This is a genomic window from Pseudomonas corni (genome assembly GCF_057128765.1).
This window is the reverse complement of the sequence record NZ_JBSKHW010000001.1, coordinates 596,141-610,841: the sequence shown is the minus strand read 5'-3', so window position 1 is coordinate 610,841 and position 14,701 is coordinate 596,141. Positions and strand designations below refer to the sequence as shown.

General features: G+C 59.6%; 14 protein-coding genes. 3 read left to right on the top strand and 11 right to left on the bottom strand.

Translation table 11 applies throughout. The features are described from left to right. Nucleotides 1-276: 276 nt before the first annotated feature. On the bottom strand, nt 277-1,641 hold the full coding sequence (locus ACWKV9_RS02745) for a DNA recombination protein RmuC (protein ID WP_483834731.1): 1,365 nt from the start codon (nt 1,639-1,641) through the stop codon (nt 277-279). Between the two features lie 1,094 nt (nt 1,642-2,735). Between ACWKV9_RS02745 and ACWKV9_RS02740 the strand changes: the two genes are divergently transcribed. The 3 genes from ACWKV9_RS02740 to ACWKV9_RS02730 all read left to right on the top strand — a co-directional run bounded on the left by ACWKV9_RS02740 (nt 2,736) and on the right by ACWKV9_RS02730 (nt 5,162). Further along, complete coding sequence (locus tag ACWKV9_RS02740; protein ID WP_483834541.1) at nt 2,736-2,960, top strand: hypothetical protein; 225 nt, start codon at nt 2,736-2,738, stop codon at nt 2,958-2,960. 278 nt (nt 2,961-3,238) lie between these two features. Continuing rightward, a complete protein-coding gene (locus tag ACWKV9_RS02735; protein WP_483834540.1) occupies nt 3,239-3,730 on the top strand; it encodes a hypothetical protein in 492 nt (163 codons plus the stop codon). Between the two features lie 139 nt (nt 3,731-3,869). After that, nucleotides 3,870-5,162, top strand: a complete 1,293-nt coding sequence (locus ACWKV9_RS02730; RefSeq protein ID WP_483834539.1) for an OmpP1/FadL family transporter — start codon at nt 3,870-3,872, stop codon at nt 5,160-5,162. Between the two features lie 182 nt (nt 5,163-5,344). On the opposite strand, the gene ACWKV9_RS02725 is transcribed toward ACWKV9_RS02730, so the two are convergent. The 10 genes from ACWKV9_RS02725 to bluB all read right to left on the bottom strand — a co-directional run bounded on the left by ACWKV9_RS02725 (nt 5,345) and on the right by bluB (nt 14,453). After that, nucleotides 5,345-5,896: a glutathione peroxidase gene (locus ACWKV9_RS02725; RefSeq protein WP_483834538.1), complete on the bottom strand. Its 552-nt coding sequence runs from the start codon at nt 5,894-5,896 to the stop codon at nt 5,345-5,347. 210 nt (nt 5,897-6,106) lie between these two features. Beyond that, nucleotides 6,107-7,315, bottom strand: coding sequence for an MFS transporter (locus ACWKV9_RS02720; protein ID WP_483834537.1), 1,209 nt, complete (start codon nt 7,313-7,315; stop codon nt 6,107-6,109). Nucleotides 7,316-7,566: 251 nt separating this feature from the next. Continuing rightward, a complete protein-coding gene (locus ACWKV9_RS02715) occupies nt 7,567-8,298 on the bottom strand; it encodes an adenosylcobinamide-GDP ribazoletransferase (protein WP_483834536.1) in 732 nt (243 codons plus the stop codon). After that, nucleotides 8,299-8,871 carry an alpha-ribazole phosphatase family protein gene (gene cobC / locus ACWKV9_RS02710; RefSeq protein WP_483834535.1) on the bottom strand — a complete coding sequence of 191 codons (573 nt, stop codon included), beginning with the start codon at nt 8,869-8,871 and terminating at the stop codon, nt 8,299-8,301. After that, nucleotides 8,868-9,920 carry a nicotinate-nucleotide--dimethylbenzimidazole phosphoribosyltransferase gene (cobT, locus tag ACWKV9_RS02705; protein ID WP_483834534.1) on the bottom strand — a complete coding sequence of 351 codons (1,053 nt, stop codon included), beginning with the start codon at nt 9,918-9,920 and terminating at the stop codon, nt 8,868-8,870. The genes cobC and cobT overlap by 4 nt, the downstream gene beginning before the upstream one ends. Continuing rightward, the gene (gene cobU / locus ACWKV9_RS02700) at nt 9,917-10,441 is read right to left on the bottom strand and encodes a bifunctional adenosylcobinamide kinase/adenosylcobinamide-phosphate guanylyltransferase (protein ID WP_483834533.1); all 525 of its coding nucleotides are present in this window, start codon (nt 10,439-10,441) and stop codon (nt 9,917-9,919) included. Before cobU ends, cobT begins: the two co-directional genes overlap by 4 nt. Continuing rightward, nucleotides 10,438-11,904, bottom strand: a complete 1,467-nt coding sequence (locus ACWKV9_RS02695) for a cobyric acid synthase (RefSeq protein WP_483834532.1) — start codon at nt 11,902-11,904, stop codon at nt 10,438-10,440. Before ACWKV9_RS02695 ends, cobU begins: the two co-directional genes overlap by 4 nt. Further along, nucleotides 11,901-12,905: a threonine-phosphate decarboxylase CobD gene (gene cobD, locus ACWKV9_RS02690; RefSeq protein WP_483834531.1), complete on the bottom strand. Its 1,005-nt coding sequence runs from the start codon at nt 12,903-12,905 to the stop codon at nt 11,901-11,903. Before cobD ends, ACWKV9_RS02695 begins: the two co-directional genes overlap by 4 nt. Continuing rightward, nucleotides 12,898-13,806: an adenosylcobinamide-phosphate synthase CbiB gene (gene cbiB / locus ACWKV9_RS02685; protein WP_483834530.1), complete on the bottom strand. Its 909-nt coding sequence runs from the start codon at nt 13,804-13,806 to the stop codon at nt 12,898-12,900. Before cbiB ends, cobD begins: the two co-directional genes overlap by 8 nt. Continuing rightward, nucleotides 13,803-14,453 carry a 5,6-dimethylbenzimidazole synthase gene (gene bluB / locus ACWKV9_RS02680; protein ID WP_483834529.1) on the bottom strand — a complete coding sequence of 217 codons (651 nt, stop codon included), beginning with the start codon at nt 14,451-14,453 and terminating at the stop codon, nt 13,803-13,805. The genes cbiB and bluB overlap by 4 nt, the downstream gene beginning before the upstream one ends. Nucleotides 14,454-14,701 lie beyond the last annotated feature (248 nt).

Sequence of the window (14,701 nt, the reverse complement as noted above, 5' to 3'; positions counted from 1 at the left end):
ATTAGTCCCGAGATGGCGTGAATAGTGGGATTTAAAAAGAGCCCAGCTGAAATGGTGGCGATGGGAAATCACGCCAAGTCAGGTCGAAATGCACGCTGGCTGTGCACGAATGCCTGTTGTTAGTGCGTGGCGTGGGCGTTACGGTCAGAGAGATAAGAGCACCAAGAATTGTATACAGAAGGCAATTCCTGTAGGAGCCAACTTGTTGGCGAGAAGACTAACTCGCACGTCAGGCATATTGCTTCGCGAACAAGTTCGCTCCTGCAGGTGAGGCGTTCACTCTTGTAATTGGGGCAAACCGTCCTCGTCAGTCATCGCCCGCTCCAGCAAATCGGCTGGCAGGGATTTACTCGCCCGAGCCCCAAGCAGCTTGAGCTGCTCACTGCGGCTGACCAGGTTTCCGCGTCCTTCAGTCAGCTTGTTACGTGCAGCGCCATAGGCCTTATCCAGCTGTTGCAGACGGTTGCCCACCTCATCGAGGTCCTGAATGAACAGTACAAATTTGTCATACAGCCACCCCGCTCGCTCGGCAATTTCCCGCGCGTTCTGACTCTGCCGCTCCTGCTTCCACAGGCTGTCGATCACCCGTAGCGTGGCAAGCAACGTGGTGGGGCTGACGATGACAATGTTGCGATCGAAAGCCTCCTGGAACATGTTCGGTTCGGCCTGCAATGCCGCCGAAAACGCAGCTTCGATGGGCACGAAAAGCAAGACGAAATCCAGGCTATGAAGCCCTTCGAGACGCTTATAGTCTTTGCCCGACAAACCCTTCACGTGGTTGCGCAACGACAACACGTGCTGCTTCAAAGCCAGTTGCCCGATGACGTCGTCATCCGCCGACACGTACTGTTGATAAGCGGTCAGGCTGACTTTCGCATCGACGACCACCTGTTTGTCGCCGGGCAACATGATCAGCACATCAGGCTGGAAACGTTCGCCGTCCGGGCCTTTGAGGCTGACTTGTGTTTGATACTCGCGGCCTTTTTCAAGGCCCGCGTGCTCCAGCACCCGCTCCAGAATCAACTCACCCCAGTTACCTTGAGTCTTCTGGCCTTTCAGTGCGCGAGTCAGATTGGTCGCTTCATCGCTCAGGCGCTGGTTGAGTTGCTGCAGACGCTCCAACTCCTTGCTCAACGAAAACCGCTCGCGAGCCTCTTGCTGATAGCTTTCTTCCACACGTTTTTCGAATGACTGAATGCGCTCTTTCAGCGGATTGAGCAGTTGCCCAAGTTGCTGCTGACTGGTTTCGGCAAACCGTTGTTCGCGCTCGTCGAAGATCTTGCCTGCCAGCTCAGCGAACTGGGCCCTTAATTCATCCCGCGAACCTTGCAGATCAGTCAGGCGCTGCTGATGACTTTCTTGCTGTTCGCGCAATTCGGCATTGAGCGACGCGCATTGCGAATCCAGGCGCCGCAGTTCCGCTTCTTTATGTGCGCGCTCCTGATTCCACTCTTCTAGCGCATCACGGGCGCCCTCATGCTGCTGGCGCAGTAATTCAACTTCTCTGCGAAGCGCCGCCAGATCCGCCTGCTTGGCGGCGTTGGCCTGGCTCAAATCACTGATTTCATCGCGACTGGCGTCGAGCTGCGCGCTGAGCCCGTCTTGTGCGAGCTGTGCGTTGCTAAGCCGTTCATCCATCAGCGCCGCATCGGCGTCCCGCATCGCCAGCTTTCGCTGTAATTGCCACGCCAACGCCAATAACGGCAACGCTGCTACCCCAAAACCCAGCAACAGGCTGGTCAGGTCCAAAGCCATACATTTTCCCCACGTACCGGTTGATGCTGGCGGCATTATGCGCAGAATGCGCTGAGCCGTCCGAATTCCGATCAATGGCTACGTCACCAAGGTGCGAGCAGGGAGTTGCCCGAGCTGAGGACGCGAAACAGAGCCGCTGGTTGGGACAATCCACAGAACCTGTGGATAACTCAGTGGACAACACCCCGTGAACCTTCGCAAACGCACGCGGAATGGGGCCTGCGTTCAAACTGACGATTTTTTCACCAGCGAAAAAAAACGATGGTTTTCATTGACTTAATAAATCGCCACGTTAAATCAAGCTGTTAGCGGTGCATGTGACAGTGATATGGCAACTACCGCCGCTAATGTGTACAAGTCAATTGGCCATCGCCGTGAGCGCTGACTTGTGCCGCCGTGAATCACCGTTAAAGCCGATACAGGCGAGCCAATCAGGGTGAATGCGGGCGTGAAATCTCGGATTTATAGCTGCACCCTCAATACCTGGCCACGCCTGAACATGGCTGCGTATCAAAACAGCGCTTCCATCGGTGAGGCAATTGAGTTAGCATCGCCGCCGTTAGTACCAAGCTGAAAGTCAATTCTGGTCGAACAAATCCCCCAGCCATGCTCATTCAACGATAGCGGGCTGAAAAAAGGGATCGACCACCTCGATGGTTTCCAGACATTACTCACTCACATGGCCTTCCCTACTGACTGGAAGGATGTTTTGAGATCCATGCTCTGCCAAAGCCAGCCTGCAAATTGATCAGGATCTTCACCTCGAGCCTCGAACCTTCGCTCTTGTTGTGATGCCTGCCCTCCTAAGTACCTACCGGTCAGCCCAGCGCTACACGATAACTGCGCTTTAACTGGCTGCTTTTGTTCCAGACAGGTTCTTCGCCCTGCCCCTGACTCGCAATCGAGCAATGGCCCGCGTTTTCTGGAACGTTTTAATTTTGCACGGCTCTATTCCGTGTCGTTTTAGGAACACCATTACCATGACTACTCATATGCATACTCAGGATGCTATCCGCACCCTCACCACCGCCTTCGCACCAATGAACTGCCTGATCATGGCCGCTCGCAAAGGTTGCTTCAGCTTCACGATCGTCAACGAACACGGCATTGCGCGTCATAGCGAACGCCTGTATCCAGACCAGTACTCCAGCGCTGAACCGCTGCAGGCTGTGATCGACCGGACCCGCCAGGCACTCACCGCCTGATACCGTCCGTCGCGTAATACGATCGATACAACAAGGCCTCGCCCTTCAACGGCGGGGCTTTTTTGTGCCTGTTTTTCTTAGCAAATTTCATTCTGCGTCAGAAACACTCGCTATAAAGCGGACACGCATGATCAGGAAAGATTTTAAAAACAGCCCGTTACATCAGGAATATGACACTACACTTGAACTCAAGCGGCCTGTGCCGCTTCCGGCGAGCCCATTCGATCCACTGCTGCCAAGCGCCGGGCTCGTCGGACCACCTACTTCCCGAGGGTGTTATGGGAATCGCTGCCAGTGAGCTGTGCCGATATGTGATCCGCCCGACGTTGATTTACCTCGGACGCCACACCCCCAACGCCGAATTGTTTCTGGTCGGCGTGGCTGCCAGCCAGTCAGCACTGGGGTCCGAACTCGACAGCCATCGCGGCCATGGTCTTTACAGCATTACTGACACCCTGCACTGGCGGGTGTGGGATGAATATCTGGCCAAGGACCCTGACCTTGCCAGCCTGGTGCGCGGCCTCGCGAGCCAGCATGCTTTCCTCACCGGCCCTGATCTGGAGCTGACGGTAAATCTGCGCTACTCCACCGCAATTGCCTGGCTGATGGTCGAAGCCAGTCGCCTCCCCTTGCCAGCCGAGCATGACTTGTTGGGCATGGCCCGAATTTGGCGCCAGATATTTCAGCCTCAGGGGCATCTGAAGGATTTCGCCACAGCGTGGGATACCTCGGTTCGCCCCTTGTATCAGGTCGCACCAGCCATTTCGTGACCCATCAGTATCGCTAAAGATGGCGACACTTTTCTAAGATTGTCCTACAAAAACAGCTCTAACTCGGGTGATCCAGCCTATAGCGCGTTGTGGAAAATGTTGGTAATTTCCGCGCGGTGATCAACAAGGAGTTCTAATAATGAAAAAAGTAATGATCAAAACCAGCCTAAGTCTCGCCGTAACACTTGCCTCCACCCAACTCTTCGCCTCCGGCTTCGCCCTCAACGAACAAAGTATCAGCGGCATGGGTACCGGCTTTGCGGGCCGCTCCTCTTCCGTCGATGACGCCAGCATCGTGTACGGCAACCCCGCCGGCATGTCGCGACTCAAGCGCCAACAAGTCACCGTTGGTGTTGCAGCGATCGATGCAAAAACCGATATTTCAGACGCCAGCGGCCGTAGTGCCGGCAGTAACAAAGGCGACATGGTGCCGTTTACTGCCGTGCCAATGGGGTTCTACGTCAATCCAATCGACGATCACTGGGCCTTTGGTCTGGGCGTTTACGCGCCGTTTGGCTTGATCACCGATTACGAAAACAATTTCCAGGGCCGTAACTTCGGCAGCAAGAGCCAAGTGAAGGTCATCACCTTCCAGCCAACGGTCAGCTACGCATTCAACGACAAAGTGTCGATCGGTTTCGGTCCGACCATCAACCGTATTTCCGGCGTACTGGAATCGGCGTTGAACGTCAGTGGCGCGCTTGGTCGGCCGACCGGTGATGGTCGCGTTCAGGTCAAAGGCGATGATGTCGGCTACGGCTACAACATCGGCCTGATGGTGCAGGCGACCGAAACCACTAATCTGGGCCTGACCTACCATTCGAAAGTTACCTACAAGCTCGACGGCCATACCGAAATTGCTCCGGGTGCTGGCGTGCCTGCTCAAGTACTGGGCGCGGGGCGTTACGACGCCAAGCTGAGCCTGGACACCCCGGAATCGGTAGACTTCTCTGTGACCCAGAAGCTGACCGACGACTGGAAACTCTACGCCGGTAGCACCTGGACTCGCTGGAGCCGTCTGAAAGACATCACCGTTGAAAACTCCGGTGTGACCCGTGCCGGTGGCGCTCTCGCCCCGCAACTGGCCAGCACCATCACCGAAGAACAAAACTGGCACGACACCTGGGCCTACGCCATTGGTACCTCGTACCAGCTCAACAAGCAGTGGGTATTGCGCACCGGTCTGACCTGGGACCAGTCGCCTACCAACAACACCGATCGTTCGCCACGCATCCCTACCGGTGACCGCACGATCTTCAGCATCGGCGCTGGCTGGAGCCCAACCGACGACATCACTGTCGACGTGGCTTACTCCTACCTCGACGAAGAAAAGGTGAGCGTCAACCGTACCAACGCTTTGGGCAACGCCTACAGCGCCAAGTACGACAACAGCGCCAACGGCTTCGGCCTGGGCCTGACTTACCGCTTCTGATGCAGTCGGCGGAACGGGCTGAAAAACCCGTTCGCCAGACCCGAAAAACCCCGCAGCCAGTGATGGATGCGGGGTTTTTTGTTTGATCGGTTCGCCTTTCTGTAGGAGCCAACTTGTTGGCGAGCCGATCAGCGCGGCGCCAAATAAAGCCTCGCGAACAAGTTCGCTCCTACAGGTAGTGCTCAGGGCTTTGACGCTAGCGCCTTCTCAACCGCAGCAATCAACTCAGGATCATCCGGTGTGGTCGTGCTGGAGAAACTGGCAATGACATTACCCTTGCGATCCACCACGTATTTATAGAAATTCCAGCGCGGTGGATTGCTCTGCTCGGCCAGCACCTTGAACAGGTGCGTTGCGTCGTCGCCCCGAACGGGCTGCGGCTCGGTCATGGTGAAGGTCACGCCGTAATTGACGTAGCAAACCTTGGCCGTTTCGGCTGCATCGTTGGATTCTTGCTTAAAGTCATCCGAAGGCACGCCGATCACTTCCAGCCCCTGCCCTTTGAAACGCTGATTCAACGCCTCCAGCCCTTTGAACTGAGGGGCGAAGCCGCAGAAGCTAGCGGTATTGACCACCACCAGTGGCTTGCCGGCGAATTGTTTGCACAGGTCGATATTCTGTTTGGCGCGCAGTTTGGGCAGCTCGCCCTGCAACAGCGGCGGGCAATCGGCGGCAAGGGCCGCGCCGCTCATGGCAAGGAACAGCACGGGCACAGCAATCCAGCGAACTCTCATGGCAGCATCCATCGCTTACGCGCAGCAGTTATTGTCTGAAGACACGCTACTCCATGGCGCTAAGAAAGCCTAGGCACGCCCCACTGACGATTCAGCAGGCACCCATGCCAAGTTGCAACGCCCCAAGGCCTACGTGTTGCCATCCCCACCACGCGAACGCGAGCAAAGCGGCGCCGATGAGCGCGCCACCCACCCACGGCAACAGTCTGGTCACAGCGCTACCCCCGGGACCTGCAATCGCGCGACCGGACGCTCACGCACCGGCCAGTTCAACGCTGCCGCCATCAGGCTGAGCAGAATCGACACTTGCCAGATCAAGTCGTAATTACCAGTGCGGTCGTAGACCACGCCGCCCAGCCAGCCACCGAGAAACGCACCCAACTGGTGAAACAGGAACACGATACCGCCGAGCATCGACAGGTTACGCACGCCGAACAGAGTCGCGACGGTGCCGTTGGTCAGCGGAACGGTGGACAGCCACAACAGGCCCATCGCGACGCCGAACAAGTAAGCCGTGGTTTCACTGAGCGGTATCCACAGGAACAGGCTGATAACCACGGCACGCAGCAAGTACAGCGCCGTGAGCAAACGAGGCTTGGACATCCGACCACCGAGCCAGCCTGCGATGTACGTACCGAAGATGTTGAACAGGCCGATCAAGGCCAGCACCGTGGTGCCGATTTTGGCTGGTAAGTGTTGGTCCACCAGATACGCGGGCAAATGGATACCGATGAACACGACCTGGAACCCGCAGACGAAGAAGCCAAACGCCAACAGCCAGAACCCCGAATGGGTACACGCTTCGTGAAGGGCTTCGCGCAAGGTTTGCTGACCTTCAACCACCGGCAGCGGTTTGTCCTTGAGCATCCCCACTAACGGCAGGATGAACGCCACCAGCAACCCCAGCGCCAGCAGCGCCATGGACCAGCCCAACCAACCGATCAACCCCAAGGTGCCAGGCAGCACCGCGAACTGCCCGAACGAGCCCGCCGCGCTGGCGATGCCCATCCCCATGCTGCGCTTCTCGGGCGGCAAAACCCGACCGACGACGCCGAGAATGACCGAGAACGTGGTGCCCGACAGACCGATGCCGATCAACAAACCCGCGCTCAGGGACAGGCTCAACGGTGAGTCAGCCATACTCATGCACATCAGGCCGGCTGCGTAGAGAATGCCGCCGACGAACACCACTTTCGCCGCGCCGAATCGGTCCGCCAAGGCACCCGCGAAAGGCTGCGCCAGCCCCCAGATCAGGTTTTGAAAGGCGATGGCGAAGGCAAACACTTCCCGGCCCCAACCGAACTGCGCGCTCATGGGCGGCAAAAACAGCCCGAAGCCGTGGCGAGTGCCAAGAGACAGCGCCAGGATCAATGCGCTGCCAAAGAGTATCCAGCCACTGGCTCGCCAAACCGATGTCATTGTTATGCTCCCGGCGCGTGGGCCGTACGGATGGAAATAGGCGGATATGCCCGCACTTCGGAAGGATCGGAAATTACGCCGCAGATACTGATGATGTCAACGCTCTTGTAGGAGCTGACGAGCAGCGCGAGGCCGCGATTGCGGCGTGTCTGGCGACTCACGATCTGTAGGAGCCAACTTGTTGGCGAGCCAGACAGCGTGATTCATCAGGCCGAACGCCTCGCGAACAAGTTCGCTCCTACAGACGGACGTCACATAAGGACCAGCGCCACCAGCACGGCCACTTCCAGCAATTCCAGCAGCGCACCCGCGGTATCTCCAGTGGTGCCGCCTAACCGGCGGACCATCAGGTGTCGCAGCCAAAAGAACGCCGCACTTGCCACCAGCAGCGTCAGGATGGCTGACCATCCTGCCAACACAATCAGAACAGCAGCGACTGCCAGCAACACCTGACGCCCCAAACGCTTGGGCAGATGTTCGGCCAATGCCTGACCCAATCCGCCCTGTCGCACGTATGGCGTATCCAAGAACAACCCCAGCAACGCAGCACGCCCGATCACCGGCGCCAACAGCAGTCCGACACCGTGTTGCTGTTGGATCAGCGCCAGGATGGCGGTGAACTTGAGCAGCAACACCAGCACCAGCGTGATCACCGCAATCGGTCCGCTGCGTGGGTCTTTCATGATCGTCAGGGTGCGCTCGCGATCACCAAAACCGCCAAGCCAGGCATCAGCGCTGTCTGCCAGCCCGTCCAGATGCAAGCCACCGCTGATCAACACCCACGCGGTCAGCACCAGCGCGGCATGCAACAGCAACGGCGCACCATTCAACAGCGCGCTGAACGCCATCAACACAACGCCGAACACCAGACCGACCAAGGGATAAAACAACAGCGAGCGACCTGATTGCTCAGGCGTGGGCATGCCGGGCAAGCGGATCGGAAAGCTCGAAAGAAACTGCAAGGCGATCCAGAACGGCAGCATCTAAAACTCCTTTAGCGCACAGCCAGCGTCCACTTCGAGCGCGAACAGCCCGCCGTGCCCGACCTCGACCTGCAACAGTTGCTCTCGCGGCAGACCCCGCGCCTGAGCCAAAAGCAATTTCATGACCCCACCGTGGCAGACCAACAGCACGCGTTCGCCATCATGTGCCACCTGCAGATGCTCAATCGCACTGCGCACGCGCACTGAAAAATCGGCAACAGGCTCACCGTTGGGCGGCGTAAACCCGTAGGGATCGGTCCAGAACCGGCCAAGCCCATCGGCATCGGTTTCCATCAACTGCGTCGCACTTCGACCCTCCCAGTCTCCGAAATGCAGCTCTTGCAACGCAGGTTCCAGGCGCAACGGCAACCCCAGACGCGCCGCCAGCTCTTCGGCGAATCGGGCACAGCGTTGCAACGGCGAGCTGATGATCCGATCCCAAGGTCCGGCCTCGGTCACTGCCGATCGCATCTGCTGCCAACCAAGGTCGGTCAACGCATCGTCAAGGCTGCCCCGCAGGCCGCCGCCGAATTCGGTTTCGCCGTGCCGCAACAGATCCAGATGCAAGCTCATGCAGAGCGATCCGCCACAGCGGCTTCGGCAAAAGTCGCCATGCAGTTATGCAGTTCACAGGCCAGGCGCAAAAGCGGTACTGCCAATGCGGCGCCACTGGCCTCACCCAGACGCATGCCTAAATCAAGCAACGGCTCGGCCTCTAGCGCTTCCAGCACATGACGATGGCCGGGCTCTGCGCCACGGTGCGCAAAAAACAGCCACGGGCGACACGCCGGATTCAGACGCACCGCCACCAAAGCCGCAACGGTACAGATGAAACCGTCGACCAGCACCGCAATGCCTTCCTGGGCGCTGGCCAGGTAAGCCCCGACCAACGCCGCAATTTCAAAACCACCCAGGCAAAATAAAACGCCCAAAGGATCTGCCGTTTGATCGGCATGCAACACCAGCGCACGTTCGATGACCTGCGCCTTGTGACTGATGCCATGCGGGTCCAGACCGGTGCCTGGACCGACCACTTGTGTCGCCGGGCAACCCAATAACGCGCAGGCCATGGCACTGGCCGCCGTGGTATTACCGATGCCCATTTCGCCACCGATGAACAACTGCGCCCCTGCCGCCTTGGCCCGCAGCACGCTGTCGCGACCGGCTTGCAGCGCCAGCAGGCCCTGCTCGTGGGTCATCGCAGGACCTTTGGCGAAGTTCGCGGTGCCCGCACCGATGTTCAGGTGGACCACACCCGGCAAGTTGAGTGGCGAAACGGTGCCCAGATCCACAACATCCAGCTGCGCCGACAACTGTTTGGCAAGCACGCTGATTGCCGCGCCGCCCATGACGAAGTTGTGCAGCATCTGCCCGGTAACCGCTTGTGGGTAAGCCGAGACACCTTCGTCCACCACGCCGTGATCACCGGCAAAAATCGCAATCCAGACGCTGTCGACATGGGGCTTTACCCTCCCCTGCAGACCGGCCAGCTGTACCGCGATCCGCTCCAGTTGCCCGAGCGATCCGGCAGGTTTAGTCAATTGCTGTTGCCGGGCCTGCGCCTGTTCCAGGCTGTGTGGGTCGATCTCGACGGCAGGCGCGAGCCACCAGACATTACTCATAACGCGGATCCTTTGAGGGTCATCGGCAAACCGGCAACAGTCAGCACAACACGCTGGCAGCGTTCGGCCAGCGCTTGATGCAGCCAGCCGGCTTCATCGACGTAACGGCGGGTCAGCTCACCGAGGGGCACGACACCCATCCCGGTTTCGTTGCTGACAAAAATAATCTGGCCCGGCAAGGCAGCCAGGCAGTCCAGCAAGGCATCGCGCTCCTGGTTCAAGCGCTGCGGGTCTTCGAGCATCAGCAGATTGGTCAGCCACAGCGTCAGGCAATCGACCAAAAGGCAACGTCCCGGTTGCGCGTTTTCCCGCAGCACGCGGGCCAGCTCGACAGGCTCCTCGATCAAGCCCCAATGCTCGGGACGACGCTGACGATGGGAGATCACTCGCTGGTTCATCTCCCCATCCAGCGGCTGGCTGGTGGCTATATAAATGACATCCAGCCCGCTCTCAACCGCCAGTCTTTCGGCCAGACGGCTCTTACCTGAACGTGCGCCGCCCAGAATTAATTGCAGTGTCATTGGTTATCCAGTCCACAGAGTTGGCGCAGCAGCGTCAGATCCAGATGGTTCTCCACCAGATCGGCCAGGCGCTCGATGTCACGTTCGCGCAGCGCGTGGTAATCCACTGCCTCTACGTTCGTCAGACCCGCCCAACGCAACAAAGCGCTGCACGCGGCCGGGGTTTCGAACAGGCCGTGCAGGTAGGTGCCGAAAATCTGCCCATCCACGCTTTGCGCGCCGTCGCAGCGCCCGCCGTCCAGCAGCACAGCAGAACGCTCCAACGCAGGCCCGGAGGTCACACCAGCATGAATTTCGTAGCCGCTGACTTCAGCGTCTTCCAGCGTCAGGCGCCCGCGCACATTGCGCAGCTGTTTCTCTTCTTCCAGCACGGTGCTGATGTCGAGAAGACCCAAACCCGGGCTGGAACCGGCATCGCCTTCCAGGCCCAACGGGTCGTGCAGTTGGGTGCCGAGCATTTGCAACCCGCCGCAAATCCCCATCAATTTGCCGCCGTAGCGCAAGTGACGAGCGATGGCGCTGTCCCAGCCATTCTTGCGCAGGAACGCCAGGTCACTGCGCACGCTTTTTGAGCCAGGAAGGATAATCAGGTCCGCTGCGGGAATCGGCTGACCAGGCCCTACGAATTGCAGATTGACCTGCGGGTGCAGGCGCAGCGGGTCAAAATCGGTGTGGTTGCTGATGCGCGGCAGCACCGGGACGATGACGTTGAGCACGCGCTCCGCTTTGTCGGTCTGGCGCTGATCGAGGCCGTCTTCGGCCTCAAGATGCAGGTCCATTACATAGGGCAGCACGCCCACCACCGGTTTGCCGGTGCGCTGTTCGAGCCAGTCCAGGCCCGGTTGCAACAGCGCGATATCGCCGCGAAACCGGTTGATGATGAAGCCTTTGACCCGCGCCTGTTCAGTGGGAGACAGCAATTCCAGTGTCCCGACCAGATGCGCAAATACCCCGCCGCGATTGATGTCGGCCACCAGCAATACCGGGCAATCCACCGCTTCGGCAAACCCCATGTTGGCGATATCCCCAGCCCGCAGGTTGATCTCGGCTGGCGACCCGGCCCCCTCGACCATGACCACTGAATAGGCGTCGCTCAGCCGTTGATGTGATTCCAGCACGGCCTGCATGGCGATGACTTTGTAGTCGTGATACGCCACTGCATTCATGGTGGTCACCGCGCGGCCATGGATGATGACTTGCGAGCCGGTGTCGCTGTTGGGTTTGAGCAACACCGGGTTCATGTCGGTGTGCGGGGCTAGTCCACAGGCCTGGGCCTGTACCGCCTGGGCACGGCCAATCTCACCGCCGTCTGCGGTCACGGCGCTGTTGAGCGCCATGTTTTGCGGCTTGAACGGCACCGTAGTCACGCCCTGGCGGGTCAGCCATCGGCACAGCGCCGTCACCAACGTGCTTTTACCAGCGTCGGAGGTGGTGCCCTGAATCATCAGGGTTTTGCTGGTCATTGAGCTTCCTTCGAAAACGCTTGAAGCGCTGTTTCGAGTCGTTGCCAGTCCGCGTCGTCACGGGGCAGACCGAAACGCAGACTGCTGTTGTGCGGGCCGTTGTTCTGGAACAGACGCAGCAGGATGCCGCGTCGGGCGCAGAACTCGTAAAGCGCTGACGCCTGGGGCGTGATCAGCCATTGAAACAGCGCGCAACCACCCAGCGGCGCAAAACCGTACTGGGTCAGCAGCGCGGTCAGACGCTGACTGGCCTGGTCCGTACGCTCGCGCTGCACGCGTTGGCCCTCGCGATCGTTGAGACACTGCTGCCCCAATACTCGCGTAGGACCATTCACTGTCCAGGGACCGATGTGTTTACCCAGCACGTTGAGAAACCGCTCTTCGCCAAGCACGAAACCCAGGCGCACCCCTGCCAGACCAAAGAACTTGCCGAACGAACGCAGCACGATCAGCCCGACGCGATCGGACCTGTTCGCAAGGCTCAAGCTCGGCGTGTTGTCCATGAATGCCTCGTCCACCACCAGCCAGCCGCCGCGAGAGGCCAGGCGGGCATGCCAGTCAAGTAGACGTTTGGGGGGCAGGCTCAGGCCGGTGGGGTTGTTCGGGTTAACCACCACCAGCACATCCAGCGTGTCGATGAAGCGATCGACTTCGTGCTCCAGCACCTCGCGCACCAGAAACCCGCTGCTGCGCCAGGCTTCTGCGTGTTCGGCGTAACAAGGCGACAGCACGCCGACCTTGCCAGCCTGACGCAGACGCGGCAACGCCTGAATCGCCGCCTGTGAACCGGCCACCGGGAGAACGTGAGAGGCGCCGTAATAATCGCAGGCCGCCAGTTCAAGACCATCATCGGTTTCGGGCAGTCGCGCCCAGGCTGAAAGAGGAATCTCAGGAATGGGCCATGGCCAGGGCGAAATGCCGCTGGACAGGTCGAGCCAGTCGGCCTCGGCGATCCCGTAACGTGCAACCGCCCCGCGTAAACGACCGCCATGTTCAAGCATAGAATTCAGTCCCCACACACAGGATCAGTAGCCAGAGCCAGACGCCACGCTGTACCAATTGCCAGCCGCGATCAATGGAGTCGGCATCGGCAGGCGTGCCTTCCCCCAGTTGCGGTCTTTGATGCAGCTCGCCGTGATAGATCGCTGCACCGCCTAATTCAACGCCCAACGCGCCAGCGCCTGCCGCCATGACCGGGCCAGCGTTGGGGCTGTCCCACTTCGGTGCTTGGGTGCGCCAGCAGCGCAATGCGAGTCGGGTTTTGCCCAGTAGCGCGTAGGTCAACGCTACCAACCGCGCAGGAATATAGTTAAGCAGATCATCGATCTTGGCCGCTGCCCAGCCGAAACGCTCGAAACGCGCGTTGCGATAACCCCACATAGCGTCCAGGGTATTGCTCAATCGGTACAGAACCACGCCTGGCGCACCAAACAACACGAACCAGAAAATGGCGGCGAACACTGCGTCGCTGCCGTTCTCCAGCACCGATTCGGTGGCGGCACGGGCGACTTCGGTGCTGTCCAGTTCTGTGGTCTGGCGGCTGACCAGATAACCCACCCGCCGCCGCGCTTCGTCCAGGTCGTCGGCGCGCAACGCCTGAGCCACCGGCTCGACGTGTTCGCCGAGGCTGCGCAGTCCCAGCGCGCAGTACAACGCGGCGATCTCGAACAGCCAGCCGATGTAGGGCAGCCAGCTCAAAATGGTCGCCAGAATCGTGACCGGAATGACGGCGATAAACCACGCGGTAACGCCATGACTGCGCCAGCCGCGCCCAGCGGAGTTGAAACGTTGCTCGAGGCGCTCGGCAAAACTGCCGAACGCCACCAGCGGGTGGTTTCGTTTTGGCTCACCGAGCAGCGCATCCAGCGCCACCCCGGCGACGCTCAACAACGCCACACTCATGGATGCACTCCCCAGGTATTTTCGTAAACCAGTTCATTGAGAGGACGCGCCTGTGCCCAGCCTTCCAACACCAGCATGGGCTGTGGATAAAATTCGGCGACGGGTCCCAGACACAAGATGGCCAGCGGCTTGGCGCCAGCGGGCATGCCGAGCAGATCGGCCAGCGCGTGAGGGTCGAACAGCGACACCCAGCCCATGCCCAGCCCTTCAGCGCGCGCAGCGAGCCACATGTTCTGGATCGCGCAGGACAATGAGGCCATGTCCATTTCCGGCAGCGTGCGCCGACCGAAGATGTGCTTCTCGCGGTCGTCCATCAACGCAGCAACCAGCACTTCAGCGCAATCGCTGATGCCTTCGACCTTGAGCCTCATGAAGTCGTCGGCGCGCTCGCCCAATGCCTCAGCGGTGCGAATGCGCTCTTGTTCGACCTGCGCCTGAATCTGCTCGCGCAATTGCCCATCGCTGACACGAATGAAGCGCCAGGGCTGCATCAACCCCACGCTGGGTGCGTGATGGGCGGCTTCCAGCAAACGCGCCAGCAGCTCCGGCGCCACCGTGCCGCCACTGAAGTGACGCATGTCACGCCGCTCGGCGATTGCGCGATAGACCGCGGCGCGCTCGTCCGGGCTGAAGGATTGGTCGGTCACGATGTCCACCCCGAATTCGCTGACGAACACAGATCGCCGTGGGAGCGGAGCTGTCCGCGAATGGGTCGGTACATTCGCCACATCTTTAGCGCCTGATACAAAGCCATCGCGGGCAAGCGCGCTCCTACAGCGTTCTGCGACAGCGGCAAATACCTGCGCCGTACACAAAACCCGTGGGAGCGGACCTGTCCGCGAAGAGGCCAGTGAGTCTGATGCATTTGTTGCGCCTGTAACTGAGTCTTCGCGGA

Bases quoted from the DNA above. Each gene is read 5' to 3' on its own strand.
- ACWKV9_RS02740 (WP_483834541.1), top strand. From the start codon at position 2,736: ATGACTACTCATATGCATACTCAGGATGCTATCCGCACCCTCACCACC.
- ACWKV9_RS02735 (WP_483834540.1), top strand. From the start codon at position 3,239: ATGGGAATCGCTGCCAGTGAGCTGTGCCGATATGTGATCCGCCCGACG.
- ACWKV9_RS02730 (WP_483834539.1), top strand. From the start codon at position 3,870: ATGAAAAAAGTAATGATCAAAACCAGCCTAAGTCTCGCCGTAACACTT.
- ACWKV9_RS02725 (WP_483834538.1), bottom strand. From the start codon at position 5,896: ATGAGAGTTCGCTGGATTGCTGTGCCCGTGCTGTTCCTTGCCATGAGC.
- ACWKV9_RS02720 (WP_483834537.1), bottom strand. From the start codon at position 7,315: ATGACATCGGTTTGGCGAGCCAGTGGCTGGATACTCTTTGGCAGCGCA.
- ACWKV9_RS02715 (WP_483834536.1), bottom strand. From the start codon at position 8,298: ATGCTGCCGTTCTGGATCGCCTTGCAGTTTCTTTCGAGCTTTCCGATC.
- cobC (WP_483834535.1), bottom strand. From the start codon at position 8,871: ATGAGCTTGCATCTGGATCTGTTGCGGCACGGCGAAACCGAATTCGGC.
- cobT (WP_483834534.1), bottom strand. From the start codon at position 9,920: ATGAGTAATGTCTGGTGGCTCGCGCCTGCCGTCGAGATCGACCCACAC.
- cobU (WP_483834533.1), bottom strand. From the start codon at position 10,441: ATGACACTGCAATTAATTCTGGGCGGCGCACGTTCAGGTAAGAGCCGT.
- ACWKV9_RS02695 (WP_483834532.1), bottom strand. From the start codon at position 11,904: ATGACCAGCAAAACCCTGATGATTCAGGGCACCACCTCCGACGCTGGT.
- cobD (WP_483834531.1), bottom strand. From the start codon at position 12,905: ATGCTTGAACATGGCGGTCGTTTACGCGGGGCGGTTGCACGTTACGGG.
- cbiB (WP_483834530.1), bottom strand. From the start codon at position 13,806: ATGAGTGTGGCGTTGTTGAGCGTCGCCGGGGTGGCGCTGGATGCGCTG.